Origin of the sequence: Streptomyces zagrosensis (genome assembly GCF_014203645.1) — a bacterium.
Lineage (GTDB): Bacteria > Actinomycetota > Actinomycetes > Streptomycetales > Streptomycetaceae > Streptomyces > Streptomyces zagrosensis.
This window is the reverse complement of record NZ_JACHJL010000009.1, coordinates 92,464-117,511: the sequence shown is the minus strand read 5'-3', so window position 1 is coordinate 117,511 and position 25,048 is coordinate 92,464. Positions and strand designations below refer to the sequence as shown.

The window sequence follows — 25,048 nt, the reverse complement described above, 5'->3', positions numbered from 1 at the left end:
GCCCAACGGGCGCGGCAGCCGGCGCCCCGCCGCTTAGGCGCGCCGACAACGACAGCCCGGCGCCCATCCGTCGCCCGCTCGTCGCCCGCCCGGAACCGCCGAGCGGCGCTACTGCCCCTTCGCGCCCTTGGCACCCTTGGCGTCTTTCGCGCCCTTGGCATCTTTCGCGTTTTTCGCGTCGGGGAACGGCCAGGCGTTGACCCGGCAGGTGGCGTTCTTCGTGCGCAGCAGCTTGGTCTGCTGCATCATCACCGGCGCGAGCGCCCCATCCCGCGGACACCCCTCGTGGTCATGCCCGAGCCGGTGCCCCACCTCGTGGTTGATGAGCATCTGGCGGTACACCGCCATCTGGTCGTCGCGGAACGTCTTGGCGCCCTGCGCCCAGCGATACGCGTTGATCATGATGCGCTCGGTGGCCGCCGAATCGCACGACACGTTGTCCTCGGTGGTGTCCAGGCCGGACTTCGCGCACCAAGTAGCGGTCGTCCCCGGACTGGCAAGGCTGATCACGAAGTCCGCGTCCCCGGATGAGACCCGTTCGAAGGTGCGCTCACCACCGTGCGCCCAACTCCGTTCGTCATTGAGGGACTTCTGCACCGCCTGCGCGAACAACTTCGCCTCCAGCGGCAGTTCGTTCTCCACGTCCACCCGGTAGCGCAGCACATCGCCCCGCCCCGGCGCCTTGTCGTGCCCCGGCACGGTGGTGAACGTGTTGGGGCCGCGCAGCGTAGGGCTCAGCGGGTTCTTCGTCGCGAGCTTCTCCTCGTACGTCGGCGGGGCCGGGGGCTTGGGGGCAGCCGGCCGCTTGCCCGGCAGCGACGCTTTCGCGTCGTCGTCCCGCTCCACGGCCTCGCTCGACCGCGCCCTCTTGTCGTCGTCCTTGGGCCCGGCGGCCACCTGCCCGGCCACCACGACCGCGAGCACGGTGGTCACCGCAGCGGCCACGATGCCGGCAAACGTCCGACTCTTGCCTCCGGCCGGGCCCAAGGCGCCCGCGGGCTCGGGCTCGGGCTCGGGCTCGGGCTCCACATGCTCCCCGTCATCGGGCGGTCTCACGCCGCCGGGGTCGGGGCGCTGCGCAGCAGGAGCGGCACCGTTGGGGCGCGCGGTGCCTTCGGGGCCATGAGGGCTGTGGGGGCTGTGGGGGCTACGGGGGCTCTTGGGGCTCTCGGGCCCCTCCTGCCCGTCGAATGCCGCGAGGTACTCCTGCCGCGGCCCGGGCACGCCACCTCGCACCGGCGAGGCGGCCCGCCCCCGCTGGGCCGCCCTGCCGAGCGCCCCCCAGCCACCCCCCGGCTCCCGGTGCTCGGGGTGCCCGCCCCGGGCCCGCTCGGGCGCCCCAGCCGACGCACCCGCCTCACCAGCAACCCGCTGCACGCCATGCGGCGGGGTGCCATCCGCCATGGGTACCCGTACCCCACCGGGCGGAGTGAACGGTTCTCCGGCCGCCGCAGGCGGTATGACCGCACGCGAAGAGGCAGCGGCGGGCGAAACAGAGGAGGCCGCAGGGACGGAAGAGGCCGCAGAGGCAGACGAAACAGGAGAGGCGGGGGCCGGGACGGGCACCGTAGAACCGGAGAGCCCAGCAGGCCCAGCAGGCTCGCCGTACCCGCCAGTTGGCCGGCCGCCGCGGACTCGCGGACCGCCGCGTGCGCTGTGTTTACCCACGCGCCGCAGCGCCCCTGCCCGCGCCCCGCTCCGCGCCGGGCGCGCCCGGCGCGGCGGGTCGCTCCGTGCGCCGGGATACCGCACCCTCAGCTTCGACAGACTCCACGGGCTCCACCTTCGCGCGCTGTGCAACGTCATCCAGCAGTTCACGGAAGGCCCGCGCCACCGCCTCGGGGTACTCCATCATCGCTACGTGCCCCGCGTCGAGGAGTGTCAGCAGCCGGGCGTCCCGGAACACGGTGGTCGCCCGCCGGGCCATCCGGAATGAGATGAGCTGGTCCCGCAGCCCGTAAATGAGCAGCGTGGGCGCGAGCACCCGCCCCGCCTGCCGCCACAGGGAGTGCTGGCCGCCCAGGGTGTACGCATCGACGACGCCGCGCGCGGAGCGCGTGAGCACATCCCAGAAGTACGGCAGGGCCAGCCGGCGTTCATACTCGGCGGCTGCGGCGGCCAGGTGCTCCGGATGGACCAGGGTCGGGTCGCCGTAACACAGCGCCAGCAATTCGCGGGTCCGCCGCTCGGCCGTCCAGTCCCTGGTCAGATGGCTGAAGAGGCGGGTGACGCCGGGTACGGCGAGGAGTGCGGTCGGCAGCGCGGTCGGTTGGGGCGGCACCTCGGGCAACGCGGGCGAGATAAGTGTCACCGTACGCACCAGGTCGGGCCGTGCGGCGGCCACCCGCGTGACGACCGCGCCGCCCATCGAGTTGCCGAACAGATGGACGGGGCCGCGGGCCCGCGCTTCGATGAGGTGAATGACGGCGCGGGCGTGCCCCCCGATCGAGTAGTCGCCGCTCGGCGGCGGCGGAGAGAAGCCGAAGCCGGGCAGATCGACGGCCTCACCGTCCACGACGTCCGTCAACTGGGCCATCAGCAGCGACCAGTTATCGGACGAGCCGCCGAGGCCGTGCACATACAGCGCGGGCGGCAACCCGTCGCGATCGGGCGCCCGGGACCGCACGGCAAGCGTGTGCCCATCCAGCCGCTCTTCGCTCAGTCGCTCTCCCGCACCGACCGGCTCGACAGGCGCCGGCGAGGCCGGCGGCACGCTGCGGAGATCCGGTGAGTCGGAGGAAGACATGGAGCAATGTTACGAGACGATCACGCGGCACGTTCGCGTGTTCGCCAACACAGCGGTGAGCTGGACCACATTCGCGCCTTTCCTCGTGTCACCACGTGCCGCGACAGTTCCCCGCGCCCCGGGCCCCGGGCGCGTAGCGCCACAGACGGACCACTCGTAGGCTCGTATAGAGGGCGCTCGTCCTGGAAAGGGGAGCCATATGCCCATCGAACCGATTGATCCCGAGACCTTCCACCACGACGAGCCCGCTGCGCCCACCGAGCCCGCTGATGGCGCCAGCGGCGAGCGGAATGTCGAGGCTCCCGAGGCGGACACCGCCGAGCAGCGGACCGGCATCGCACCCGACTCCCATTCCGACGAGCAGCCCAACGATCTCGACCTGACGACCGCCAACCCGGCCGATGTCGCCGAGCAGTATCGGATCGTGGAGACCGATGAGGACGACTACCGATGATCCGTCCCTTTTGTCGGCCAGCTCCGGTGGTCGGTCCGGGAAATTGTCCGCACGGGCCGCGCGCGTCTCGGTTACCCAAAAGTACGATGGCGGGCGCGGTGAACACCGTGCACGGAAAGACCCACCTGGGAGGCGGCGTGACAGCCATCGAGCAGACCGAGGCGCGCCCGCGAGGCACGCGCCTGCCGCGCCGAGCCCGACGTAATCAGCTCCTGGGCGCCGCCCAGGAGGTCTTCGTCGCGCAGGGCTACCACGCGGCGGCGATGGACGACATCGCCGAGCGCGCCGGAGTCAGCAAGCCGGTGCTCTACCAGCACTTCCCTGGCAAGCTCGACCTCTACCTGGCACTGCTCGACCAGCACTGCGAGTCACTGCTCCAGGCAGTGCGTACGGCGCTCGCCTCGACCACGGACAACAAGCTGCGCGTCACGGCGACGATGGACGCGTACTTCGCCTACGTGGAGGCCGAGGGCGGCGCCTTCCGGCTGGTCTTCGAGTCCGACCTGACCAACGAACCCGCGGTGCGCGAACGCGTGGACCGAGTTTCGCTCCAGTGCGCCGAGGCAATTTCCGAGGTCATCGCCGAGGACACCGGACTGCCCTCCGACCAGTCCATGCTGCTCGCCGTGGCGCTCGGCGGCGTCTCACAGGTCGTGGCCCGCTACTGGCTCTCCAGCAAGAGCGACATCCCACGCGACCGCGCGGTGGAGCTCGTGACGTCCCTGGCCTGGCGGGGCCTGGCGGGCTTCCCCCTGCACGGCATGGACGGCCCAGGCTCGGGCCAACCTGAGTGACAAGCCCCTGACCCCCAAAGGTCGGGCCGCGGTGCGGCTAATGTGTCCGTACGGCGCGGGAACCGCGCACCCTCCTCTGGCGCATTGGCCAGGGGAAACCCGGACCGTCGGAGGGACATGGCCGTGGAGGTCAAGATCGGCGTGCAGCACGCGCCTCGCGAGATCGTCATCGAAAGCGAGCAGACTGCCGAGGAGGTGGAGCGCGCCGTCGCCGACGCGCTCAGCGGCAAGGCGCAGTTGCTGAGCCTGGAGGACGACCACGGCCGCAAGGTCCTGGTTCCGGCCGACCGGCTCGCTTACGTCGAGATCGGCGAGCAGTCGGCCCGTAAGGTCGGTTTCAGCGCACTCTGAGAAACGAGACGTACCAACCAACGGCGGGGCCCCGGTGAAATAGACACCGGGGCCCCGCCGTTGAGGTATGTGCAAAGGATTGTCTACGGCGGCTGCGGGGTAGTACGGGATACGACCGATTTGCGATTGCTCATAGCTAGCGCGGGAGGAAAGCACATGGTTCTGGAAGCGCTCGGTTCGGTACTGATCGGCCTTGTCGTCGCCTTCGCGGCGCTCCGCTGGCTGCCTCGGCGACTTCCGGCAGCCCAGCTTGTACTTTCCACCGGCCCAGGCGCCGCGCTGTTCGGCGCCCTCCTCGGGCACTCGGTGCTCGGCGCCGGCCACTCCACGGCGACGTTGGCCGCCGCGCTGATCATGGCCGTCGCCCTGCTGTCGCTCCTCGTTCGCCGCCCCACCCGGCGGCTACACCGCTCCGCGACGGTCTAAGACCCCTACCAGCCGGTCTAAGACCTCATATCAGGCGGCTTAACGCGCCCGTATCACCCGAACGCCGGCCGAGGCGCACCCCCGGCCGGCGTTCGACGATTGGGCCGTGAGGCCCAGCGCAGTGATCAGGGCACCAGGCCCAGCACAGTTGATCAGGCGGCGAGGCCCAAGGCCGCCATCCGCTTGGTGTGCGCCTCGGTGATCCGCGAGAACATTCGGCCGACCTCCGCCAGGTCGAAGCCGTCAGCCACGCCGCCCACCAGCATGGTGGACAGTGCATCGCGGTCGGCGACCACCCGCTGCGCCTGCGAGAGCGCCTCGCCCATCAGCCGCCGCGCCCACAGCGCGAGCCGCCCACCGACCCGCGGCTCGGCCTCGATGGCGGCCCGTACCTTCTCCACCGCGAACGATGCGTGCCCGGTGTCATCGAGCACCTGGAGCACCAGGGCGCGGGTGTCAGTGTCCAGTCGAGCGGCCACCTCGCGGTAAAAGTCGCTGGCGATCGAGTCACCGACGTACGCCTTGACCAGGCCCTCAAGCCAGTCTGACGGCGCCGTCTGGCGGTGGAACTCGTCCAGCGCGGCGGCGAACGGCTCCATGGCCTCGTTCGGCTCCGCCTCGATCGCGGAGATCCGGTCCCGTAGCCGCTCGAAGTGGTGGAACTCAGCCGACGCCATCTTCGCCAGCTCCGCCTTGTCATCGATGGTCGGCGCCAGCTTGGCGTCCTCAGCGAGCCGTTCGAAGGCGGCCAGCTCGCCATAGGCGAGGGCGCCGAGCAGATCGATCACCGCAGCCCGGTACTGCGGTGCGGCGGACGCCTGCGCCCAGTCCTGGGCGGCGATTCCGGTGGTCTCGCGGGGTTCGTCGGGTGTGGTGTCAGCGGCGTTGGGCGTCTCCATGACGCGCACAATAGTCCGCTCAGGGGTCAGCGGAAGTCCCTGGTCAGCCACGGCGGTCAGGGGCGCCGCCAAGTGTGTTCATCGTCGCACTCAAACAAGCCTCCGGATGGAGCGCCGTATCCGGGGTACAGTGGTATTGAGCCCGCCCATTATCGGCGGGTCGTTCCACGCATGCGGATGCCCGGTCGGTGGCCCGATCGGCTCCAAATCGACCGCCCTCCACGCGGCACGTATGAGACATACGTGCGACGAGAGGGACCCGCTCGCGGCGTGCGCGCCTGAGCGGAGGCAGTGGTCCCGCGCCATCCGGCCTGTCCCCGGTCGGCCAAAGTACCCGGTGCGGTACGACCCCCTTCGCCGCCTCGCGCCGCGTCTCACAGAAGAGGCAAGCATCCTGTCTACGTTTCGAGACCTCGGGGTTCTCCCCGAGACCGCCGAGGCCCTAGAAGCCGTCGGCATCACGTCCCCGTTCCCCATCCAGGAGATGACTCTCCCGGTAGCCCTCAGCGGCTCCGACGTCATCGGCCAGGCCAAGACCGGCACCGGCAAGACCCTCGGTTTCGGCCTGCCGCTCCTGGAGCGGGTCACCGTCCCCGTCGATGTTGAAGCAGGCCGGGCCACGCCCGACCAGCTCTCCGACGCTCCCCAGGCACTCGTGGTCGTCCCCACCCGCGAGCTGTGCCAGCAGGTCACCAACGACCTCCTCACCGCAGGCAAGGTCCGCAATGTGCGGGTCCTGTCGATCTACGGCGGCCGGGCCTACGAGCCACAGGTCGAGGCCCTGCGCAAGGGCGTCGATGTGATCGTCGGCACCCCGGGTCGTCTCCTCGACCTGGCCGGGCAGAAGAAGCTCGACCTTTCCAAGATCCGCGGCCTTGTCCTCGATGAGGCCGACGAGATGCTCGACCTGGGCTTCCTCCCGGACGTCGAGAAGATCATTCAGTTCCTGCCCGCGAAGCGGCAGACCATGCTGTTCTCGGCGACCATGCCGGGCGCGGTCATCTCGCTCGCCCGCCGCTACATGTCGCAACCCACGCACATCAGCGCCACCTCGCCGGATGACGCGGGCCAGACCGTTGCCAACACCACCCAGCACATCTTCCGCGCCCACTCCATGGACAAGCCGGAACTGGTCTCGCGCATCTTGCAGGCCGACGGCCGCGGCCTGGCAATGATCTTCTGCCGCACCAAGCGCACCGCAGCCGATATCGCCGACCAGCTCGCGCAGCGGGGCTTCGCCTCCGGCGCGGTCCATGGCGACCTCGGCCAGGGGGCGCGCGAGCAGGCGCTGCGCGCCTTCCGTAACGGCAAGGTGGACGTCCTGGTCTGCACCGATGTTGCCGCCCGTGGCATCGACGTTGAGGGCGTGACCCACGTCATCAACTACCAGTCCCCCGAGGACGAGAAGACCTATCTGCACCGGATCGGCCGCACCGGTCGGGCGGGCAAGTCCGGCATCGCGATCACTTTGGTGGACTGGGACGACATCCCGCGCTGGAAGTTGATCAACAAGGCGCTCGACCTGCCGTTCGATGATCCGGAGGAGACGTACTCGACCTCCGAGCACCTCTACGAGCTCCTCGGCATCCCCAGCGGCACCAAGGGCATACTGCCGCGGGTCGAGCGCACCAGGGCCGGTCTCGCCGCCGAGGAGGTCGAGGACCTCGGGGAGACCGGCGGCCGTGCCAGCCGCGGTCGAAAGGCAGCGCCCGCCGCCACCGTGACGGAGGAGCGCGAGCTCCCGGCCCGTACGCGTACACCGCGCCAGCGCCGCCGTACCCGGGGCGGCACCGTCGCCCTGGACGGAGCTGCCCCGGCCCCTACGGCCGAAGCCGACACGAAGGCGGCCGACGCCGCCAACACGGCGGAGAGCACGACCGCCGCCGAGCCGGGCACGGCCAAGCAGCCGCGCCGGCGCCGCCGCACCCGTCCCGTGGCCGGCGAGGCCACGCACGCGGAAGCGGTGGCGGGCAACGCGCCCGAGGCCGGCACCGCGACAGCGGCCAGCGCCGCGAGCGCAGTCGGGACCGCCGCAACAGCCGAGGCGGCAACGGCCGCTCCCGCAAAGCGGGCACGTACGGCGAAGAAGTCCGCCGCCGCACGGTCAGCGGCCACCGAAAACACCTCGCATGCTTCGGCCACCCCGGCCGAAGCGAGTAGCCCCGAAGCGGGCGAGGCCCCGGCCAAGCCGCGCCGGCGCCGGACGCGCACCCGCGCGGCGGTGAGCTCCGAGGCCTCGGCGGAGAGCTGACCTGGTCGCCACTCCACGCACAGCACCAACACTCCACGCACAGCACCAAGGCGCGCACAGCACGCACACCATGCAACGCACGCACGGCAGAGGGCCCGACGACGCACCCCCGTCCCGGGCCCTCGGTCGTACCTCGCCCCAGCTCCCCCACGGCTCACCCCGAGCACGCCCCCGCAACTCACCCCGCAACTCACCGGGAACGTACTCGCGTTGTTCGGAGCCCGCGCCCGCTGGCTTGCCGGGCACGGCGGGCGAACCGGCCCCGCGGAAGAACGCCGGGCGCCCAGGTGGCTGCGATGGGTCGAACGTACGGCGACGAACCGCCCATCCGTGTTCCAGCGCCATCCCCCGCGTTAGCCTCGACCGCATGAGCAGGCCGCCGCATCTCACCCTTCCCCCGCGTGCCCGCGCGTACGCCCTGCGGACCGAGCGCGGCGCCTTCGCCGTGCACGATGCGGCACCCGATGGGCCGCCGGCCGGGACGGCGCTGCTGGTGCCGGGTTTTACGGCCAGCAAAGAGGACTTCATCACGCTGCTTGCACCCTTGTCGGCGGCCGGGTTCCGGGTGGTGGCCGTGGACGGTCGGGGGCAGTACGAGAGCGAAGGCCCGCCCGACGAGGCCGCGTACACCCCTGCCGAGCTGGCCAGGGATGTGCTGGCCCAAGCCGCCGCGGTCGGCGCGGGGCACCCCGTACATCTGCTCGGCCACTCGCTGGGTGGCCTGATCGCCCGCGCTGCGGTGCTGCGCGACCCGACGCCGTTCGCCTCCCTCACCTTGATGAGCTCGGGCCCAGCCGCGGTGGACGACTCCCAACAGGCCCGGCTCAAGCTGCTGACCGAGGCGCTCGCGAGTTGGAGCATGCAAGAGGTCTGGGAAGCGATGCGACAGCTCGATCCCCCGGAGGCGGCCGGGGGGGCGACGCCAGCGGCCGTACAGGAATTTCTCTACCACCGCTGGATGGGCACCCGGCCTGAGCAACTGGTGAGCGCAGCACGCCAGTTGATGACCGCGGAAGATCGCGTAGCGGAACTGGCCGAGGTGGCGCTACCTACGCACGTGCTGTCCGGTGTCGTGGACTACGCCTGGCCGGTGCCGCAGATGGATGACATGGCGGCCCGACTCAAGGCCCGCCGCACGGTGATCGCCGGCGCCGAGCATTCACCCGCGGTGGATCGGCCGGCCGAGACCGCGCAGGCCCTGCTGGCGTTCTGGCGCACGACGAACGCCTGATCCGCGCCCCGTCGCCCCGCTGCCTCGTCGCCCCCGTCGCGCCGGGCACGACGATGCAGCGCGCTGATCCACCCCACAGCCCCAGCGGCCCGAGCCGCCTTGGTCCAAGCCCGTCCCCACCCCCTGCAAGGCTTGCCCGCGGCGGCCTAAGCCGCCCGCGGGCAGCGCTCAGTACTGCGCCTGCAAGTGGTCCCAGAACCCGTCCCGCAGCGCCCGCCGCAAATCGGCGTGGGCCCGCAGCGAGAGCTGTAGCAACCCCTCGGCCTCGATGAGCAGCTCCTGGTCTACCGAACCCGGCAAATACGGATGTCCTGGCAGCAGATCGGCAAGCGCACCCCGGCCCCGGCTGCCCAGCCACTGGGCGGCGACCTGCGCCCCGACGAACCGCACATCCTCCCGGCTGGGAAGGTGGCCGGCGGCGAACTCACCTGACGGTTCGGTGACCATGGCACGGCGTATGACGTACGGCTTGCAGAAGTCGAGGTCGAACGTGCGCTGGCTGTCCACCTCCCACAGCAGCGGCTCGGCCTGGTTGCGTCCGGCCGCCGCCTCGATGCCCCACAGGTGCACCCGCGCCCCGTAGCCTTGCGCGGCCTCGACCGCCGAAACCAGGTCCTCGTCCCCGCCCACGAGCACCGCATCGCCGATCGCCCGGTGCCGGGCCAGGGACTCCAGGTCGGTACGGATCAGCGAGTCAACGCCCTTTTGTTGGTTGTTGGCATTGAGGTTGCCGAGTCTGACCTTGACGTCAGGCAGTTCGGCGATGCGCTGCTGCTCCGCGGTGTGGATGCGGCGGCGGGCGCCGTCGTACCAGTACACCCGCAGCAACCTGCTGTCCGGGAAGATCGTGCGGGCCCGATCGATGAATGCCTCGATCAGTCCCTCGGTATCCAGCTCGAAGGAGCGGCGGTCCTCGGTTCCGGCGACCAGCCGGCCGGCCGCCGCGTATACGTACCCCGCGTCAACAAAGATCGCGTGGGTGGAGGGCGTCGTCGCGACCTCGGCCAGCACGCGCTGTAGCAGCTCGTTGGAGCGCTCGATGCCCGCGGCCAGCGCGGCCAGGTCGGTGGGGGCTGGGGGTTCGACGGGCTCGACGTCGTTCACAGCGGCCTCATTTCCCGGGCCGTGACACAGTGCACACAACCACTCTCATTACCTATCAGTAATTAGCATGTTGAAAAATTTCCTTAGCGTAGGGAATGTTTGCTTCGGGCAACCCGTTCTCTCTAGTGGAACGCGCCGCGAAGAAGCGACGCGTCTCGCTACTCACAGTTCTCCTTCAGGAGGATCAGACGAAGGGAGAAGCCTTGCGCTTCGAAATCATGCGTCTCGACGACATCGACGGCACCGCCGTGGATAGCACTGTCGTAGACGCCGCCTCCGTCAAACGGATCGTGCAGCAAGCCGCCTCTGTCGGCCAGCGCATCTACATCCGTCCAGCCGATTCCGGCGCACGCTAACGCGAACCGGCCGTCTGCACGACGACGCGACCCCCACGCGAGGCGCCCCCGTACCACCACGGTACGGGGGCGCCTCGCGCCATTGTGCGCCCACCTGCCACTAGCACCCGCGCGGGTGCTCACCCGGCGGCGGCGCCAGCCGAGCGGGCGGGCGTCACGCCGCCTGGATGAACTGGGTGATCCCGTTCGCGATCTGCTGTACGGCGATGGCGGACAGCATCATTCCCGCGAGGCGGGTCACCAGCACCACGCCACCGTCCTTGATGAGCCGGATGATCAGCAGCGAATAGCGCATGACCAGCCACAACACCACATGCATGACCACGATCGCCGACCACACCGAGAGTTGGCCGCCAAACCCCTCAGCGTGCTGCACCGCCAAGATCACCGAGACGATCGCGCCGGGCCCGGCCAGGAGTGGCATGCCCAGCGGTACGAGCGCGACGTTGACGTCCTTGGTCTGGGTCGGTTCCTCCGACTTGCCGGTCAGCAGGTCGAGCGCGATCAGGAGCAGCAGCAGCCCGCCGGCGACCATGAGTGCGGGTACCGAGACATGCAGGTAGTCCAGGATCTGCTGACCGCAGACACCGAAGAGGGCGATGACACAGAAGGCCACGGTCGCCGCCTGCCACGCCATCTTGCGCTGCACCTTGTGGGGACGCCCCGAGGTCAGCCCGAGAAAGATCGGGGTGATGCCAGGGGGGTCCATGATGACAAAAAGGGTGAGAAAGAGGGACCCGAAGAGAGCAAAGTCGAACACGATGTGCCTTGCGAGGAGAGAGCCGAGACCTGGGACAGGCCGAGGGACAGTACGGATAGGACAGACAGAGCGGACAGGACAGAACAGGCAGGTCAGGCAGGTCAGCGGGGAAGCGAGGGGGACCGGGATGGCGCGGCCAGAGGCAAAGGAAGCGGAGAGCGTGCGGCCCGTACCCACCGCAGGGCGGCCACGGCACCGGCCGGCCGAGCGCACCTCCCGCGCCGATACGCCGCGACAGCTCCCGCCGGTTCCCCGCCACTCCGCGCGCCACATCTCAAGCGCCGCACGGCCACGCCCACTCCGGAACGTTGGATTCCGTCGGGAGTCAGAGGCTTCCCTCGCACTGATCGCCGTACCGGAGCACACGGGGGCTCCCGGGAGCACAGCACGGCGGGTGACAGCGGGAGGCGCCTACGAAGAGCGAGCCATGGGGCGTACGGGATGCGTGCGCCGGGCGTAGCCGTAGCGTGGGCAGCGCCCAGCCATGGCCAGCGCTGGAAGCGGCTACGGAGCGCGGACGGGCTTAGCCACCGGCGCCCGGGACCGGGAATGCGCCGGTCGCGCGGCGGATGATTTCGCCGTAGATCTCGGGGTCAGTGGTGTATTCGCCGAGCCGACAGGTCTTGCGGCTGCCGTGGTAGTCACTGGAGCCGGTGATGAGAAGGCCGAGGTCAGCGGCGAGGCCGCGGAGCCGAGCGCGGGTCGGCTCATCATGGTCCATGTGATCCACCTCGATGCCGTCGAGACCTGCGGACGCCAGCTCGGCTATCGCGCTCTCGGGCACGCACTGCCCCCGCTTGAACGCCAGCGGATGAGCGCAGACGGTGACGCCTCCGGCGGCCTTGACCAGCCGAATCGCATCGAAGGGGTCCAACTCGTGCTTCTCGACGTACGCTCGCCCGTCGTTGGCGAGCCAGTCCGGCGTGAAGGCGTCCGAAACGCTCGCGATGATGCCGAGCTCGACCATCGCCGCGGCGACGTGGGGCCGCCCGACCGCACCATCTCCGGCAATCTTGGCGACCTGCTCCCAGCTCACGGGGACACCGAGCTCGCGCAACTTGACCACCATGGCCTGGGCACGCGGCGTTCGGTCGTCCCGGACGAGTTCGCGCTCACGGAACAGCTCGGGCTCATCGGGATCGAAGAGATACGCGAGCATGTGCAGGCTCACGCTGCCATCGGTGTCGGTATCAGTATCGGCAGCGGCGTGTGCGCCAGCGGACTCGGCGCCGCCCGGGCGCGCACCAGCGGGCAGCCGCAACCTACAAGAGAGTTCGGCGCCGGTGACCAGGGTCAGCCCGGCGGGCAACGCGGCTCGTGCCTCGGCGTGCCCGGCGACGGTGTCGTGGTCAGTGAGCGCGACGACGTCAAGGCCGCTGGCGGCAGCGTTGCGTACCAGCTCAGCGGGGGTGTCCGTGCCATCGGATGCCGTGGAGTGAGTGTGCAGGTCGATGCGCACGACGCGAACTCCAAGAGGGGCGAGGGGACGGCGGGGACCTCTTCACTGTACCGGGGCAGCGGAACGCTCCCGTCCACGCCGCCCTGAGCTCCCACCGCTTCGGCGCGCCCCGGCGCCCGCGGTAGCCGCGCCCGGCGCCGCCTAGGACAGCACGCGCGGGGACAGCGCACCGCACGGCAGCAGATCCGTTTCGGCCCCGGCGTCCCGCAGGTCCGTGAGGACGAACTCGTCATAGAGCAGCAGCCCGGACTCTGCGGGCCAGACGACCGCCCACAGCCACAGGCCGCACGCCTCGCCAGCGAAGACCGCCCGGTCGTCGGGGACGCCGTTGACGTGCCACAGCGGGGTAGGTCGCCCGGCGGCGAGCACCTTGGCGTGCGGCGGCTTGTCCAAGCACATCGCCGGACCCGGGTCCGGTCCTGCGATCCCTGCGTATCGGGCGCCGAGGCCGACCCCGAGCTCCTCCGCGATCAGCAGCATCTCGCCCGGGCCGCCGAGCGGCCCAGGGCCCGAGCAGGCCACGGCCGTGGCGCGACCCCCGCTGCGGTCATCGCCCGCGCAGGCCACACCGGTGAACAGCCAGCCCACGGGCAGCGGCCACGGCATCCATACGGGCACCTCGGCACGGTTCACCACGACGGCAAGTGCCTCGACGCTCGGCGGTACGACCGGCTGGAGGGGATGCACTGTGCCGTGCACACCACACTGCCAGGAGTCGGCGAATAGGCCGGGCGCCCGCACCCGGCCACCGCACTTCGGGCAACTGGGTTCGCCCCTCATAAGTGTCACGGTCCTCCCCGCCCGCCGTCGCGTCAAGGACGATCACCCGTCCGGCCGCGCCTCCCAGGCAAAACAAGATGTAACTTGCACTAATTAGCACGCCTAACTTAATATGTGCACACGGCAACGACCCCTGTTCGACGCAAGGTAAAGGAGAAGGGCCATGCGCAGTCGCAGCGCGAGCGCCGACGCTGACGAGGACCCATTCGACGCCGGGAGCGCCCAGGGGCGCGGCATCTTGCATCAGCCGATGGCCGTATGGGCGACGGCGGGCGCCTCGGTCGTGGCGTTCATGGGCATTGGCCTGGTGGACCCGATCCTGCCGTCGATCGCCAAGGGCCTGGACGCCTCCCCCAGCCAGGTGTCCCTGCTGTTCACCTCGTACTTCCTGATCACCGCCGTGGCGATGCTGGTCACCGGCTTCGTCTCCAGCCGCATCGGCGGCCGAAAGACGCTGCTCGTCGGCCTCGCGCTGGTGATCGTCTTCGCGGCACTGTCGGGCACCGCGTCATCGGTCAATGAGTTGGTCGGCTTCCGCGCCGGATGGGGACTCGGCAACGCGCTGTTCGTCTCCACCGCGCTCGCGGTCATCGTCGGCGCGGCGAACCCCGTGGAACCGCGCGCCGGCGGGCGGCGGTCCAGCGGCAGCGCGACGGCGATCTTGCTGTACGAGTCGGCCCTCGGGCTCGGCATGGCGTGCGGGCCGCTGCTCGGCGCGGTTCTCGGCGATATGAAGTGGCGCTACCCGTTTTTCGGCACCGCGGTACTGATGGCGGTCGGCTTCTTGGCCATCAGCGTCTTCCTCCGCGAACAGCCAACGCCCGCCCGTAAGACCTCGCTGCTCGACCCGGTCAAGGCGCTCGGGCACGGTGGGCTCGCCTCGGCCGCCGCCTCCGCGTTCTTCTACAACTACGCGTTCTTCACGGTCTTGGCGTTCACCCCGTTCGTCCTGAACATGACGCCGTACAAGTCGGGCGCCGTGTTCTTCGCCTGGGGCCTGTTGCTCGCGGTGTTCTCGGTGCTGGTCGCGCCCCGACTCCAAGAGCGGTACGGATCGCTGCGCGTGCTGGCCGCCTCGCTGGCCTTGATGGGCGCCGATCTGGTGCTGCTCGGCTACGGCAGCCACACCACGGCCATCGTCTGCACCATCGTCTCCGGTGCCTTCATCGGTGTGAACAACACCGTGTATACGGAGCTGGCGCTCGGCGTGTCCCCCGCGCCACGCCCGGTGGCCAGCGCGGGTTACAACTTCGTCCGCTGGTTCGCCGCGGCTGCCGCGCCCTACCTGGCGCCCAAGATCGAAGAGTGGAGCGACATCCACATGCCCTTCGTCGTCGCCGCGCTCGCGGCCGTGGTCGGCGCGGGCATCATCGTGGTCCGGCGCTCCGCGCTCACCCTCCAGGCCGAACAGCTTGAGCCGGCACACGCGGCGCAGGACAGCGTGGGGGTGTTCGCCAACGAGCCGGCCGCCGCCCAGACCACTCCCCACCATGCCGCGGGCGGGTCACGCGCCAACTGAGCGATGTCTCACACATGTTGACGTTTTCGCCAGGACGGCACGAGGACGGGAAGACAGGAAGAGGTGTCCCACGCCGCGCGCCGGCGTGGGTTCCCTCGTTTGCCCGCGCCTGCCCACACCGGCACGCGCCTGCTCGCGCCCGCGTGCATCCGTACGCGGTGCGAAGGCGCCACCCGGAGCTGATCCGGCGTCAGTCGTCCAGCATGACGGAGCGGCGCTGCGGGTCACGCAGGTCGGTGCCGTAGGCCAACCAGCGCTCTTCAAGAGCGCTTGCGCCGTGTACCCGCTTCCACGCGGCCTCGTTCGCCGTCATCGGCAGCAGCGGCAAAAAGCGCACCGGGTCCATCGGCGCGTCCAATTTCAGGTCCTCCACCAGACCGCCGGGCTCGGCCACCAGGACGGAGCTGAACAGGGCTCCCGGCCACAGCGGCTCGCCCACGTCAAGCGAGCCGCCCGGCGCCACGATCACGCCCTCGACCTGCGGTGATGCGGCGAGTATGGCCAGCGGGCGCAACGCCTTGTCGGTATCGGCACGCCCGGCGCGTACGGTCAGCAGCAACTCAGCGCGAGGGCCGTGCACCGGGTCCGACAGCGCGTCGGCCGGGTCCGCCATGGGCTGAGCCGACATACCGAGCGTGGCGTAGCGCACAACCCCGTTGCTGCTACCGCCACCGCCGTTACCGCTACCCGTGAAACGCAGTACCTCGATGCGGTCAGTGCCGACGAAGGTGATGGCGGCACGGGCGTCTGGCTCACCCAGTGCCGTGCGCAACCGGGCTTCGACCAGCTCAAGAACATTCGCCATGCGGCGAGCATAGAACCCGTATCGAAGAGGCAAAGCGGCGCGCCGAGACCATACGCCCCTGGTAGCCTTGGCGCCTGATCAGGGACTTACGTCGTCCCCTACGGGGGACCGGCCGGAGGAGGTGGGGCTGCGATGGGTGATCCTAGTCAACCGCGCAGTACCGACTGTTCTCCCGTCCTCTCGCTCGGGGCGCGCTCCCTCTCTCGGTGATCTGAAGCCTTCCTTACCCGGCGCTCACAAGGTGAAACGTCCTTCCGGGAAGGAAAGTTGAGGGGTCTTTCGCGCCCGCGCCATCTGTACGGAAGAGCATCTTTACCCGCTTGATTCCGTGTTCTCGTGTTTCACGTCTTCGCGTTTTTGCGGCTTCGCGAACACACGTCAGCGCCCAGCACACGGAGTGCCGTCCGCTTTGCGGACGTACGGCTCAACGACGCACCGTACGTCCACGTTCCGGATCGCGCTGCGCCCCGCGCTCTGCCGCTGACGACCGGCCCGCTGAGGAGTCCGTATGTCGATGATTCGTGACCTGCGCGCAGCCGTCCGCCCCGCCCTGCGGCGAGGGCACACCACCAGTGACTACGACACCACCCGCGATCCGTCCGTCTCCAGCGCCATCGTGGACTGCGGCGTCTACCGCGAGGGCAGGCGGGTCAGCGACCACGTCAGCCCGTCCGAGGCCATGGCCCGGGTGCGCGCGGACGGCGGCTTCGCCTGGATCGGGCTGCACGAGCCGACGGAGCGTGAATTCTCCGGTATCGCCCAGGAGTTCGGGCTGCACCCGCTGGCCGTCGAGGACGCCGTACACGCTCACCAGCGGCCCAAGCTGGAGCGCTACGACGACACGTTGTTCACCGTCTTCAAGACCATCCACTACGTCGAGCACGCGGAACTGACCGCTACCAGCGAGGTCGTGGAGACCGGCGAGGTGATGTGCTTCACCGGGCGGAACTTCATCGTCACCGTTCGGCACGGCGGCCAGGGCTCGCTACGCGCGCTGCGGCACCGCCTGCAAGATGACCCCGACCTGCTGGCCAAGGGCCCTTCCGCGGTCCTGCACGCCATCGCTGACCAGGTGGTGGACGGCTACATCGCGGTGGCCGATGCCGTGCAGGACGACATCGACGAGGTGGAGATCGAGGTTTTCTCCGCGACGAACGGCGCCACCAAGAGCAGCGGGCGCGGCTCCGCGCGCGGCGGTGACGCGGGCCGGATCTACCAGCTCAAGCGCGAGGTGCTGGAGTTCAAGCGGGCCGTGTCGCCGCTGTTGCGGCCGATGCAGTTGTTGAGCGAGCGTCCGATGCGGCTGGTGGACCCGGACATCCAAAAATACTTCCGGGACGTGGCCGACCACCTCGCCCGCGTCAACGAGCAGGTGCTGTCCTTCGACGATCTGCTCAACTCGATCCTCCAGGCCAACCTGGCACAGGCGACCGTCGCGCAGAACGAGGACATGCGCAAGATCACCGCGTGGGCGGCCATCATCGCCGTGCCCACGATGATCTGCGGCGTGTACGGCATGAACTTCGACACCATGCCCGAGCTGCGTTGGAAGTACGGCTACCCGGCGGTCCTCACGGTCATCGCGGGCATCTGCTTCACCATCCACCGCGGATTCAAACGCAACGGGTGGCTTTAGGCAGCTGGCTGTGACCGGCTGATCCGCTGGCGCTTGGCCGGCTGCCGTCAGTCGGCCGGCTCCCTGCGGCTGCCGGCCCGCGCCTTCCCCCGGCCATCCAGGATCACCAGGGCCAGGCCCACCAGGATGACGCCAAGCGCCGGGTACGCCGCGGCCGGTGGCTGCTGGCCGAGCCACAGCGCCGCTATCAGCGCCGCGCCCGGCGTCTCCAGCAGGATGCCGGTCGAGGTCACCGCCGGACCGAGGCCCTTGACTACCCGGTTGATGAGCGAGTGGCCGAGCAACTGGGCGGCGACCGTCAACACGGCCAGCTTCAGCCAGGTCGTACCGCTGTAGCCGCCGAGCGATACGCCGCCCACCAGGCAGACCATCAGGAGCAGCGCGGCGGTGGTGGCGTAGCAAACGCAGGTGTACGCGGTGGTGCTCACTGTGCGCCGCACCTCGGCACCGAGCAGCATGTACCCGGCTCCCGCCATGCCGCCCGCCAGCGCGAGCCCGTCACCGGCGAGCGCGCGCGGCGAGAGCGAGAGATCGACACCGGTGAGCAGCACCACACCGAGGAAGGCGACGCCGATGCCCGCCCACACCAGCCTTGACGAACGGTGCCCGAGCAGCCGCAGCAGGATGGTGGTCCAGATCGGTGTGGTGGTGACCAGGGCCGTGGAGGAGGCGACGGACGTCATGTGCAGGCTCGGCAGCCACAGCCCGAAGTGCAGCGCGAGCAGCGCGCCGGCGGCGGCCGACAGGCCCATGGCGCGGCCACCCATGGAGCGCAGTTCGCGGCGGTGCCGTAGGAGCGCGAGCGGGGCGAGGGCACCCACCGCCATGATGTTGCGCCAAAAGGCGATGGCGAGCGCGGGGGCGGCGGTCGCCGCGATGAGTGGGGCGGACAGCGAGATGCCGGCGATGGCGACGCCGAGCAAGACGAGGTCCAGGGGCATATGGCCGCCCTGCCCGGCACCCACGGAAGCATCAGCAACAGCGGGGCGGGGGACGATGCCAGACTTGGCCGGCCGAACACGCATTCCCCCAGCGTAAGGTGCAGCACCGCCAGACGGCACTGTCATCGCGCGCCAAAACGACGGTCTCCAGCTGCTGGCCCGGCCAGGCTCAGAGCTCCCGGCTCGCCCCTGCCCCGGCCCACCGCACCGTCACCGGGTGACCTACAGGGTGCCTCGCCCCCGGCGTATCGGCTGGGGCCCAGGTCAGCTCGGTACGGGGCGCACGGCCATCCCGCTCGCGCGGGGCCACCCCATAAGCTGGGTTCATGACGCACAGCGTGGAGCAGGCCCTCACGGATCGGGCGCTGATCGAAGAGGCGACGAAGAAGTCCGGCCTGGTCTGGGTGCTGGGCTCCACCGGGGCCACCCGCAGCGCGCCCCGTGCGCTGTGGCACCTGTGGCATGAGGGTGCGGTCACGCTGGTCGGTTCGTACCAGACGGGTTCCGCGTCCCGCGACGGCGTCCCGGCGCCCGGCATGGGGCTCATGGAGCAGCCGCTGGATGGCCTCGGGCTGATCGACGGCGGCACCGCCACGGTGACCGTGCGCAGCAAGGACAAGGGCGGGCGCCTGGTCGGCTGGACGGCCAAGGTGGTGGAGCTCACGCCGCACAGCGAGGCGTGGGCCGCCGCCGTGGCCGAGTTGAAGCCCAAGCGGTTGAACGCGCCGGACTCGGAGCAGGTCATCGAGCGCTGGGCCCGTGAATGCCGGGTGCTGCGCCTGGAACCGGTCGAGGCGCCGCTCGCGGCGCAGCCGAACGGCTCGCTGGCCGCCATTCCGCCCTCCAGCCCGGCCACGACCCGGCAGCCGATGCCCGAGGCCCTGCCGAAGCTGTTGCGCCGCCGGGCCCGTAAGAACGCCCGCAAGGACCCGCGCTGAGCGTTCGCCAGCTGCCGGCGCGGCGCGAGCAGCGCGTCGCGCGGAGGCGAGCCGCTGGCCCCGCACGGCTTACCCGCGCTCCGCGCGTGGGTCAGCCGTTTCTCCGCGTGGGTCAGCCGTTCTGTGGCAACTGCTGCCCGTAATCGACCATCTCGCCCTTCTTGGGCGCGGACAGCGCAAATTCCTTGTTCCAGTCGGCGAGCTGAATGACGCCCGCGCCACCCGCGCGCTGCAAGCGCACCGGGTACGGGGTGCCCCGTAGCGAGACGTCCAGCGTGCCGCCGTTGCCCTGGTCGCCGGTGATGCGGATGGTCGGCACGCCGGCGACGTGCGCCCGGTCGCCGCTGGTGATGGTGCCATGCAGCCCGAGCAGTCCGTCGAGTAGCAGGGTCTTGTCGGTGAAGCCGCTGAGCTGCTTGTACGAGGGGTCGCCGGCCGGGACCTTGACGTACTTGCCTTCCAGCTTGCTTGCTGCGGCGCGGTCCGCGCCCTGGCCGCCCTCCGAGGTCGGGGCAGAGGTGTTCTTCTCGCCCGGTTCGCCCTGCTGGTGCGACCAGAAGTCGGCCCCCGCCTTGAGGTAGAGCTCCTTGTCCACGCGCAGCAGCTGAAAGGTGCTGCCCTTGGTGGAGACCTGCCCGGTGCCGCCGTCGCCCTTCAGGCGCATGTCGAGACTGTACGTACGTCCCTTACTGACCACGTTGCCCGTCAGCCGCACCGCGCCCGCGCGCTGAGCCACTTGGCGTGCCTTGGCCTCGATCTTGTCGGCGGGGAGCTTGCCGACCCCGTTGGTGCCCTCGTCGGGGTCCTTTTTTTTCTCGCTGCCGCCGCCGCATCCGGCGAGCGTCGCGGCGGCCAACCCCGCGCATACCGCCGCAACGAGAGCCGTGTTCCAGGTGCGCACGTCCGCTCTGCCTCCTGATGCCGGTGCAGAGGGCAGCGTACCGGTGTCGTACGGGCCCGTCCGCAGCGCGCCGTAGGGAGACGGGCACCGATGTTGAGCGAACGCCGAGCGGACTGCCGAGCGAACTGCGGCACGGCGGCCTGAAACAGAAAATCCATCACATAACAGAAAGCGAGCCCGATGAGCGGGTACCCGCACCGGGCACCGTCCACGCCTGACAACACATCATCTGATACCACTGACTATCAACTGATATCTGTGGATAGGAGGAGGTATATAGAGGTACTCGGGATCTTCAGATCAGCGCGCCATCTGCGGGTACGCGCATCTCGAGACATCCGCGAAAGGAGGCGTGTGGCATGGGAGCGGCAGCCCCGCGCGTATTCGTCTCGCACCTGGCCGGTGTCGCCGTGTTCGACCCGAACGGGGACCCGGTGGGTCGGGTGCGGGACCTGGTGGCCATGCTGGGGCTGAGCGGCAGACCGCCACGCATCCTCGGCCTGGTGGTGGAGGTGGTTAGCCGGCGCCGGATCTTTTTGCCCATGACCCGGGTCACCGGTGTCGAGTCCGGACAGGTGATCACCACGGGCGTGGTGAACATGCGGCGCTTCGAGCAGCGCCCCACCGAGACCCTGGTGCTCGGCGAGCTGCTGGATCGGCGCGTGACGCTGGTGGAGAGCGGCGAGGAGGCGACCGTCCTCGATGTGGCGGTGGCCCAGTTGCCCGCGCGCCGCGACTGGGAGATCGACAAGGTCTTCGTACGACGCGGCAAGGCCCCGGCGCTGCGCGGCAGGTGGCCTGGCGGTGGCCGGCGCTCCGGCGAGGCGCTGACCGTCGAATGGTCGGCGGTCACCGGCTTCTCGCTGGAGGAGCAGGGGCAGGGCGCGGAGAACCTGCTGGCCACCTTCGAGCAGTTGCGCCCCGCCGACCTCGCCAATGTGCTGCACCACCTCTCGGCGAAGCGGCGCGCTGAGGTCGCCGCTGCGCTGGACGATGACCGGCTCGCCGACGTCCTGGAGGAGTTGCCCGACGACGACCAGGTGGAGATCCTCGGCAAGCTGCAAGAGGAGCGCGCCGCCGATGTGCTGGAGGCGATGGACCCGGACGACGCCGCCGACCTGCTGTCCGAGTTGCCCGAGGAGGACAAAGAGCGGCTGTTGGCGCTGATGCGGCCTCGCGAGGCGGCGGACGTGCGGCGGCTGCTCTCGTACGAGGAGCGTACGGCGGGCGGATTGATGACCACCGAGCCCATCGTGCTGCTGCCGGACGCCACGGTGGCCGACGCGCTGGCGCGCGTACGCAACCGGGATCTGTCGCCCGCCCTTGCGGCACAGGTGTACGTGTGCCGGGCCCCGGACGAGACGCCCACCGGCAAGTACCTGGGCATCGTGCACTTCCAGCGGCTCCTGCGGGACCCGCCGTTCACGCTGGTCAGTTCGCTCGTGGACAGCGATCTGCGCCCACTACCGCCGGACACCGCGCTGCCCGAGGTGACCAGCTACCTCGCCGCGTACAACATGGTGGCCGCGCCCGTCGTGGACGCCGGCGGATCGTTGCTCGGCGCGGTGACCGTGGACGATGTGCTGGACCATCTGCTGCCCGACGACTGGCGCGAGCGTGAGTTGCACGGCGCGGTCGTCCCCGATCTGCCGGAGGTCGCCGATGGCCGGTGAGCGCATCCGCCTCGACCAGCCTCGCGAGCCGCGACGCACCCTGTTGCCCCGGTGGGACGCGGAGGCGTTCGGCCGGGTCTCCGAGCGCACGGCGCGGTTCCTGGGCACCGGGCGCTTCATCGTGTGGATGTCGGTCGTCATCGTGCTGTGGGTGGTATGGAACACCACCGTTCCGTCCGACCTGCGTTTCGACAACTATCCGTTCATCTTCCTCACCCTGGCGCTGTCTCTCCAGGCGTCGTACGCGGCGCCGCTGATCCTGCTCGCGCAAAACCGGCAGGACGACCGAGACCGGGTCAACCTCGAACAGGACCGCAAGCAAAACGAACGCAGCATCGCCGACACCGAGTACCTGACCCGGGAGATCGCCGCGCTACGGCTCGGCCTTGGCGAGGTGGCAACCCGCGACTGGATTCGCTCGGAATTCGAGGACCTGGTCAGGGAGCTGGACCGGCGGCACACCGCGGACTCGGACCAACCCCCGTCGCGGCACTCCAGGGAGCGCGAGCACGCCCGAGCTGACGACCACGGCCCGGGCGCCACCGGCGCGGCGGACGGCACGGACGCCCGGAGCACGGGTGACGCGCGAGGTCACGGCGGCGCCCGGGGTCAGAGCGGCGCGCGGAGCCAGGGTGGTGCCCGGGGCCAGGGTGGTGCACCGGGTGCTCGGGGTGCCAGTGGGGCTCGTGGTACGGGTGGGGCCCGTGGCGGTCCTCGGGGCCGCGGGGAAGATCGGGAGCCAGGTGGCCCGCAGGAGCCGGGCGAGTAGGGGATGAGCGCAACAGCGCGGGTGCGTAGCGCGTCCGAAGCCTGAACGCCTGGCCCCACTATGTACGCGTCACGACAGATATGTCGTACGTGTCACGACGGATATGTCCCACGGAGAGTTCGGCAGGTTCGCGGCGCCTCGTCTATTCCCGGCGGGCGGCCCCGCTGAGCGTGAGGAAAGCGACCGTCCACAGGCTTTCCCGCGCGCTGCGCCCGCGCCGTACCATCGGGGCATGGCTACCGAAACGACCAGCCCGCACGGCGTGGCTCCCGCTGAAGAGGCGGTGCGCGACGCGCTCGCGACGGTGAACGACCCGGAGATCCATCGCCCGATCACCGAACTCGGCATGGTCAAGTCGGTGGAGATCGCCCCAGACGGGGCGGTGGCGGTCGCGATCTATCTCACGGTCTCCGGCTGCCCCATGCGGGAAACGATTACCAACACAGTGCGGGATGCGGTGGCCGCAGTTCCCGGCGTCACCAGTGTCAGCGTCGAACTCGATGTCATGAGCGACGAGCAGCGCAAGGAGCTGGCCTCCTCGCTGCGCGGCGGGCAGGCCGAGCGCGAGGTGCCGTTCGCCAAGCCCGGCTCGCTGACCCGCGTGTATGCGGTGGCCTCCGGGAAGGGCGGCGTCGGCAAGTCGTCGGTGACGGTCAACCTGGCGGCGGCGATGGCCGCGGACGGGCTGAAGGTCGGCGTCGTGGACGCGGACATCTACGGGCACTCGGTCCCCCGCATGCTCGGCGCCGATGGCTCCCCCACCCAGGTCGAGAACATGATCATGCCGCCGTCGGCGCATGGCGTGAAGGTCATCTCGATCGGCATGTTCACCCCGGGCAACGCCCCGGTGGTCTGGCGCGGCCCGATGCTGCACCGCGCGCTCCAGCAGTTCCTCTCCGACGTCTTCTGGGGCGATCTGGATGTGCTGCTGCTCGACCTGCCGCCGGGCACCGGCGACATCGCCATCTCGGTCGCCCAGTTGGTGCCCAACGCGGAGATCTTGGTGGTGACGACGCCGCAGCAGGCCGCGGCCGAGGTTGCCGAGCGGGCCGGGTCCATCGCCGTGCAGACGCACCAAAAGATCGTCGGCGTCGTCGAGAACATGTCGGGGCTGCCCTGCCCCCACTGTGACGAGATGGTGGACGTGTTCGGCACGGGCGGCGGTCAGTCCGTCGCCGATGGCCTAACCAAAACGACCGGCACATCGGTGCCCGTGCTGGGGACCATCCCCATCGACCTACGGCTGCGCGAGGGCGGCGACGACGGCAAGCCCGTCGTGCTAACCGACCCCGACTCCCCGGCGGGCAGCGCACTGCGCTCCATCGCGGGCAAGCTGGGCGGTCGCCAACGCGGTCTGTCGGGCATGTCGCTGAACCTCACCCCGCGCAATAAGTTCTAGTACGCGGTCGGGTACGGAGCCCTGAAATCGCCCACGGGGCTCCGCACCCGTCGCTACGCCCGCTGCGCCGCATCGACGAGCCGCGCCAAGCCAAAGCCGTCAGCACCAGTCATCGCAGGCGCCGCCACGTCGCGCAGTGGCGGCACCGACTACGCGTACGTCGTGATGTCCTTGACGACGGAAAAGCCCAGCCCGTAGGCGCTCATCCCGCGCCCGTACGCTCCCACGTGCACACCCTCGCGCGCCGAGCCCGCCAGCACCCACCCGTACTCCGACTCGCGGTAGTGGAAGTCCGTTGGCACCCCGTCCACCGGCAATGTGAGCTGCGACCAGGCGGACCCGCCAAGGTCGTCCGCCAGTTCCCAGGCGATGGCCGTTTGCTGGTCAAGCCAGTCCTGCCGGAGCGCCCGCTCCATCTGTGACGGCCAGGTGCACGAGAGCAGTCCCGAGCCCGCGAGCCAGGCCGCCGATGACACGGACGTCGCCTCCAACATTCCGGTGCCGTCAGCGCTGCGCCGTACCGGGCGGCTGGCCACCGTCACCACCACCGAGAAGCGCTGCTTCGCGCGGCTTTCCGTGGTGGTCTCCACCTTCAGCGACGGCTCTTCGCCATGCCCGGTCGAACCGTGTTCCACAATCCCATCGGCCGCCGCGCCAACCTGCATCAACCAGCGCGGCCCGGTGAACGCCTCATCGAGGCCGTACCAGGGAAACGCGGCCAGCAGATAGCCATCGACCGTCCTTCGCACCTCGGTCGGCATGTCGTGCGTGGCCGCCGTGACTTCTCCGGCGGGCGCGCCCGAAGCCGCCGCCGCATCCTGCACGTCTGACCGACTCGTCGTCCCCATCTGCGCGA

The 25,048-nt window shown here is 70.0% G+C and carries 23 protein-coding genes and 1 pseudogene; 13 read left to right on the top strand and 11 right to left on the bottom strand.

The genetic code is table 11. The features are described 5' to 3' along the window. Positions 1–108: 108 nt before the first annotated feature. Both FHS42_RS18465 and FHS42_RS18460 read right to left on the bottom strand, forming a co-directional pair. Positions 109–1,404 (bottom strand): DUF3152 domain-containing protein, encoded by a 1,296-nt coding sequence (locus FHS42_RS18465; RefSeq protein WP_184573354.1) that lies wholly within the window; start codon positions 1,402–1,404, stop codon positions 109–111. Positions 1,405–1,660: 256 nt separating this feature from the next. Beyond that, positions 1,661–2,746: an alpha/beta fold hydrolase gene (locus FHS42_RS18460; RefSeq protein ID WP_184573353.1), complete on the bottom strand. Its 1,086-nt coding sequence runs from the start codon at positions 2,744–2,746 to the stop codon at positions 1,661–1,663. Positions 2,747–2,945: 199 nt separating this feature from the next. On the opposite strand from FHS42_RS18460, the gene FHS42_RS18455 reads away from it, so the two are divergent. The 4 genes from FHS42_RS18455 (at position 2,946) to FHS42_RS18440 (ending at position 4,771) form a co-directional block, all read left to right on the top strand. Next, positions 2,946–3,200: an Rv3202a family protein gene (locus tag FHS42_RS18455; protein ID WP_184573352.1), complete on the top strand. Its 255-nt coding sequence runs from the start codon at positions 2,946–2,948 to the stop codon at positions 3,198–3,200. A gap of 137 nt (positions 3,201–3,337) precedes the next feature. Further along, entirely contained in the window at positions 3,338–3,994 is a 657-nt protein-coding gene (locus tag FHS42_RS18450) for a TetR/AcrR family transcriptional regulator (RefSeq protein ID WP_184573543.1), read from the top strand. 123 nt (positions 3,995–4,117) lie between these two features. Then, the gene (locus FHS42_RS18445; RefSeq protein WP_184573541.1) at positions 4,118–4,345 is read left to right on the top strand and encodes a DUF3107 domain-containing protein; all 228 of its coding nucleotides are present in this window, start codon (positions 4,118–4,120) and stop codon (positions 4,343–4,345) included. A gap of 156 nt (positions 4,346–4,501) precedes the next feature. Continuing rightward, a complete protein-coding gene (locus FHS42_RS18440) occupies positions 4,502–4,771 on the top strand; it encodes a hypothetical protein (protein WP_184573351.1) in 270 nt (89 codons plus the stop codon). A gap of 152 nt (positions 4,772–4,923) precedes the next feature. Here the strand turns inward: FHS42_RS18440 and FHS42_RS18435 are convergent, their stop codons facing one another. Further along, entirely contained in the window at positions 4,924–5,670 is a 747-nt protein-coding gene (locus FHS42_RS18435; RefSeq protein WP_184573350.1) for a ferritin-like fold-containing protein, read from the bottom strand. A gap of 484 nt (positions 5,671–6,154) precedes the next feature. Between FHS42_RS18435 and FHS42_RS18430 the strand changes: the two genes are divergently transcribed. Beyond that, positions 6,155–7,921: a DEAD/DEAH box helicase gene (locus FHS42_RS18430; protein WP_246494958.1), complete on the top strand. Its 1,767-nt coding sequence runs from the start codon at positions 6,155–6,157 to the stop codon at positions 7,919–7,921. Positions 7,922–8,288: 367 nt separating this feature from the next. After that, positions 8,289–9,152 carry an alpha/beta fold hydrolase gene (locus FHS42_RS18425; RefSeq protein WP_184573348.1) on the top strand — a complete coding sequence of 288 codons (864 nt, stop codon included), beginning with the start codon at positions 8,289–8,291 and terminating at the stop codon, positions 9,150–9,152. A 168-nt stretch (positions 9,153–9,320) separates the two neighbouring features. On the opposite strand, the gene FHS42_RS18420 is transcribed toward FHS42_RS18425, so the two are convergent. Continuing rightward, a complete protein-coding gene (locus FHS42_RS18420; protein ID WP_184573347.1) occupies positions 9,321–10,256 on the bottom strand; it encodes an NYN domain-containing protein in 936 nt (311 codons plus the stop codon). 203 nt (positions 10,257–10,459) lie between these two features. Here FHS42_RS18420 and FHS42_RS39495 point away from each other — a divergent pair, with 203 nt between their 5' ends. After that, entirely contained in the window at positions 10,460–10,612 is a 153-nt protein-coding gene (locus tag FHS42_RS39495) for a DUF8834 family protein (RefSeq protein ID WP_512700940.1), read from the top strand. A 154-nt stretch (positions 10,613–10,766) separates the two neighbouring features. Here the strand turns inward: FHS42_RS39495 and FHS42_RS18410 are convergent, their stop codons facing one another. The 3 genes from FHS42_RS18410 to FHS42_RS18400 all read right to left on the bottom strand — a co-directional run bounded on the left by FHS42_RS18410 (position 10,767) and on the right by FHS42_RS18400 (position 13,611). Further along, a complete protein-coding gene (locus FHS42_RS18410) occupies positions 10,767–11,372 on the bottom strand; it encodes a MarC family protein (protein WP_184573346.1) in 606 nt (201 codons plus the stop codon). Positions 11,373–11,895: 523 nt separating this feature from the next. After that, entirely contained in the window at positions 11,896–12,831 is a 936-nt protein-coding gene (locus tag FHS42_RS18405; protein WP_184573345.1) for a PHP domain-containing protein, read from the bottom strand. A 141-nt stretch (positions 12,832–12,972) separates the two neighbouring features. Further along, positions 12,973–13,611, bottom strand: coding sequence for a DUF6758 family protein (locus FHS42_RS18400; protein ID WP_184573344.1), 639 nt, complete (start codon positions 13,609–13,611; stop codon positions 12,973–12,975). Positions 13,612–13,774: 163 nt separating this feature from the next. Between FHS42_RS18400 and FHS42_RS18395 the strand changes: the two genes are divergently transcribed. Continuing rightward, entirely contained in the window at positions 13,775–15,130 is a 1,356-nt protein-coding gene (locus FHS42_RS18395) for an MFS transporter (RefSeq protein ID WP_184573343.1), read from the top strand. Between the two features lie 190 nt (positions 15,131–15,320). On the opposite strand, the gene FHS42_RS18390 is transcribed toward FHS42_RS18395, so the two are convergent. After that, the gene (locus FHS42_RS18390; RefSeq protein ID WP_184573342.1) at positions 15,321–15,935 is read right to left on the bottom strand and encodes a suppressor of fused domain protein; all 615 of its coding nucleotides are present in this window, start codon (positions 15,933–15,935) and stop codon (positions 15,321–15,323) included. 508 nt (positions 15,936–16,443) lie between these two features. Here FHS42_RS18390 and FHS42_RS18385 point away from each other — a divergent pair. Next, positions 16,444–17,571 carry a magnesium and cobalt transport protein CorA gene (locus FHS42_RS18385; RefSeq protein ID WP_184573341.1) on the top strand — a complete coding sequence of 376 codons (1,128 nt, stop codon included), beginning with the start codon at positions 16,444–16,446 and terminating at the stop codon, positions 17,569–17,571. A gap of 47 nt (positions 17,572–17,618) precedes the next feature. Here FHS42_RS18385 and FHS42_RS18380 read toward each other — a convergent pair whose 3' ends face one another. Continuing rightward, the gene (locus FHS42_RS18380; protein ID WP_376772625.1) at positions 17,619–18,596 is read right to left on the bottom strand and encodes a DMT family transporter; all 978 of its coding nucleotides are present in this window, start codon (positions 18,594–18,596) and stop codon (positions 17,619–17,621) included. Between the two features lie 242 nt (positions 18,597–18,838). Between FHS42_RS18380 and FHS42_RS18375 the strand changes: the two genes are divergently transcribed. Then, the gene (locus FHS42_RS18375) at positions 18,839–19,450 is read left to right on the top strand and encodes a hypothetical protein (RefSeq protein ID WP_184573339.1); all 612 of its coding nucleotides are present in this window, start codon (positions 18,839–18,841) and stop codon (positions 19,448–19,450) included. Between the two features lie 112 nt (positions 19,451–19,562). Here FHS42_RS18375 and FHS42_RS18370 read toward each other — a convergent pair whose 3' ends face one another. Beyond that, on the bottom strand, positions 19,563–20,351 hold the full coding sequence (locus FHS42_RS18370) for a hypothetical protein (protein WP_184573338.1): 789 nt from the start codon (positions 20,349–20,351) through the stop codon (positions 19,563–19,565). 359 nt (positions 20,352–20,710) lie between these two features. Between FHS42_RS18370 and FHS42_RS18365 the strand changes: the two genes are divergently transcribed. The 3 genes and pseudogenes from FHS42_RS18365 to FHS42_RS18355 all read left to right on the top strand — a co-directional run bounded on the left by FHS42_RS18365 (position 20,711) and on the right by FHS42_RS18355 (position 24,192). Continuing rightward, positions 20,711–22,024, top strand: a complete 1,314-nt coding sequence (locus tag FHS42_RS18365) for a magnesium transporter MgtE N-terminal domain-containing protein (RefSeq protein WP_184573337.1) — start codon at positions 20,711–20,713, stop codon at positions 22,022–22,024. Beyond that, positions 22,014–22,520: pseudogene (locus FHS42_RS18360) on the top strand (DUF1003 domain-containing protein); the annotation flags it as partial. The gene FHS42_RS18365 and the pseudogene FHS42_RS18360, both read left to right, overlap by 11 nt. 505 nt (positions 22,521–23,025) lie before the next feature. Beyond that, entirely contained in the window at positions 23,026–24,192 is a 1,167-nt protein-coding gene (locus FHS42_RS18355; protein WP_184573336.1) for an Mrp/NBP35 family ATP-binding protein, read from the top strand. A gap of 149 nt (positions 24,193–24,341) precedes the next feature. On the opposite strand, the gene FHS42_RS18350 is transcribed toward FHS42_RS18355, so the two are convergent. Beyond that, complete coding sequence (locus FHS42_RS18350; protein ID WP_376772624.1) at positions 24,342–25,040, bottom strand: hypothetical protein; 699 nt, start codon at positions 25,038–25,040, stop codon at positions 24,342–24,344. Positions 25,041–25,048: the final 8 nt, after the last annotated feature.